Annotated in this window: 3 protein-coding genes; all 3 read right to left on the bottom strand. The window is 68.3% G+C overall.

Going from position 1 to position 2,494, the window contains the following annotated elements:
- Positions 1–56: 56 nt before the first annotated feature.
- Positions 57–1,637 (bottom strand): IS66 family transposase, encoded by a 1,581-nt coding sequence (tnpC, locus tag BN948_RS25320; RefSeq protein WP_202901799.1) that lies wholly within the window; start codon positions 1,635–1,637, stop codon positions 57–59.
- Between the two features lie 90 nt (positions 1,638–1,727).
- Complete coding sequence (gene tnpB / locus BN948_RS25315) at positions 1,728–2,069, bottom strand: IS66 family insertion sequence element accessory protein TnpB (protein WP_009516423.1); 342 nt, start codon at positions 2,067–2,069, stop codon at positions 1,728–1,730.
- Positions 2,066–2,407: an IS66 family insertion sequence element accessory protein TnpA gene (gene tnpA, locus BN948_RS25310; protein ID WP_138820368.1), complete on the bottom strand. Its 342-nt coding sequence runs from the start codon at positions 2,405–2,407 to the stop codon at positions 2,066–2,068. Before tnpA ends, tnpB begins: the two co-directional genes overlap by 4 nt.
- Positions 2,408–2,494 lie beyond the last annotated feature (87 nt).

The following is a 2,494-nucleotide window of genomic DNA, read 5'->3' as shown; positions in this document are numbered from 1 at the left end:
GTAAACGTTCCGCGAACCCACCTTGCGCCGTTGATGACGGCGTGTTGAAGATGGTTCTACGCGGCGGGGACGGCGGCGAGTGCCGTAGTTGGCGTCGCGGTGTCGCTGGCAGGGCGCCAGTTATGCGGCAGCAGCTGCGCGAGATCGCGCTGCTTGAGTGTGGGCAGACGCTCGAACACGTCCTTGAGGTAGGCCCAAGGATCGTGCCCGTTGAGTTTGGCTGACTCGATCAGGCTCATGACCACTGCGGCGCGCTCGCCGGCCTGCTGCGACCCTACAAAAAGCCAATTCTTGCGGCCCACGACCAGCGGGCGCACGGCGTTCTCCGCGGCGTTGTTATCGATGGGCACGTTGCCGTCGTCCAGGTAGCGCGTGAGGGCGCGCCAGTTGCTCAGCGAGTAGTCGATGGCCTTGGCCGTCACGTCGGCATTGGCCAGCGTCTGGCGCTGCGCCGTGAGCCAGGCGTGCAAGGCGTCGGCCACGGGCCGGGAGCGCTGCTGGCGCAGCAGCAGCCGGGCCTCAGGTTCGAGTTCGCGCGCCTCGCGCTCGACCTCGTACAGCCTGGCGATCAGCGTCACTGCCTGGCCGGCGATCTGGCTGGCGTTGAGCTTGTGCGCTTCGAACAGCTTCCTGCGGGCGTGCGCCATGCATAGCGCCGAGGTGACGCGCCCCTGGGCGTGCAGCGCGTGGTAGCCCGAATAATCGTCGGTGACCAGCGTGCCGCCGAAGCCTTGCAGCACGCGCCGCGGATGTTCGCCCGCGCGGCTCCCGGCAAAGTCGAACAGCACCGCGCGCCTGGCCACGAAGTTCGTCGTGCGGTAGACCCACACATAGGCCCGTTTGGTCTTGCCGCGCCCCGGTGCCAGCAGCGACACCGGCGTCTCGTCGGCATGGATCACGCTGTGGCGCAGGATGAACTCCCGCAGGGCATCGGCCAGCGGCGCCAGGCGCACGCCGCAGATGCCCACCCATTGCGCCATGCTCGAGCGCGCGATGTGCACGCCCGAGCGGCGGTAGATCTCTTCCTGCCGGTACAGCGGCAGATGATCGTCGTGCTTGGCCACCACCACCTGCGCGAGCAGGCCAGCAGCCGGGATGCCCTTGTCGATGATCTGCGCGGGCATCGGCGCGGCCTGAATCGTCTGGCAGCACGCGCAGGCGTACTTGCCGCGGATGTGGCGCAGCACGAAGAACTGTGCCGGCACGCAGTCGAGTTGCTCGCTGACCTCTTGGCCGATGCGCTTGAAGGCTTGGCCGCAGGCGCAGTGCGTCTGCTCGATTTCGTGGTGATGCTCGATGCGCGGCAGGCTCGCGGGAAGCGCCTGGCGTACCGCCTGGCCTTTGGGTCGCCGCGCCGCGCTCGGCTGCTGGTTCTCGTCTTGGGCGGCGCGGTCTTCAAGCGCCGTGTCGGCCAGGATGCGGTCAAACAGCACCGCTTGCATGCTCGCCTCCAGGCTCTCGCTGGACGAGCCGAAGCGCCAGCGCTTCAGGCGCGCGATCTCGAAGTTCAGCGCCTCGATCTTGGCCTGCTTGAACTTGAGATCGCCCTCCATCCGATCGAACAGGTCGCGCGGCACCAGCACCGCATCGTCTGCGGGCGACGTGTCGAATGTGTGCGGGTCCGTTCCTTCGAGCATGGCCCAAAGTGTCCCTCGCGCGCGTGCGCGCGCGAAGCGGGATATTCGCCAATAGACAAACGTGCAACCCTCAGGGTCGAATCGAACGCCTCAGACCACCGTGATGGACGGCGGCCCTCGCGCAGTCAGGCGCTGCCACGGCAGGCCCGCGACGAGCCAGTCGAACTGCTCGCGTGTGAGGTTCAGCGCGCCCGCATCCTCGCGTGGCCAGGCGAAGCTGCCGGCCTGCAGGCGCCGGGTGCACAGCCACATGCCCGCGCCGTCGTAGACCAGCACCTTGAGCCGGTCGGCACGGCGGTTGGCGAACACATAGGCGTGGTGGGCCTGGGCGCCCAGCGCGAAGCCGCGCACCACCTGGGCCAGCAGCGTGTCGATGCCCCCGCGCAGGTCGCTTGCGCCCAGGGCCAGCCAGATGACATCGATGCGAATCATCGACCCAGCTCGCGCAGCAGACCAGCGAGTTCGCGGGTGTGACTCAGCGGCCAGTGCAGATCGAGCCGGGTGCCGCCCGCGTTCAGTTCGACGCGCACCGATGGCGCCCCGGCACTCGGCGCCACTCGGGCGGCCACGAAGCCGCTGGGCCGGGGTGTCGCCGACGCCCCGGCGCTGACGCCGTCAAGCCGGGCCTGCCAGCGCTGCGCATGGGCGCACCAGCTCGCCAGTGCGCGCGGCGGCACGCCGTTGGCCTCGGCCCACACACGCCCCTTCTGACCAGAGGCTCGATACGCCGCCACCTGCTCCAGGCAGCTCTCCATCCGCTGTCGATCCATGCTCACCTCGTCTCGTTCGTTGATTGCCGAGGCACGAGATTCGCAGATTCACCGGCAAAACAAAAGATGGGTTCCCGGAACGCTTAC

This window comes from Hydrogenophaga intermedia (genome assembly GCF_000723405.1).
Lineage (GTDB): Bacteria > Pseudomonadota > Gammaproteobacteria > Burkholderiales > Burkholderiaceae_C > Hydrogenophaga > Hydrogenophaga intermedia.
The sequence above is the reverse complement of the archived record's forward strand: the minus strand, read 5'-3'. Positions and strand labels throughout refer to the sequence as shown.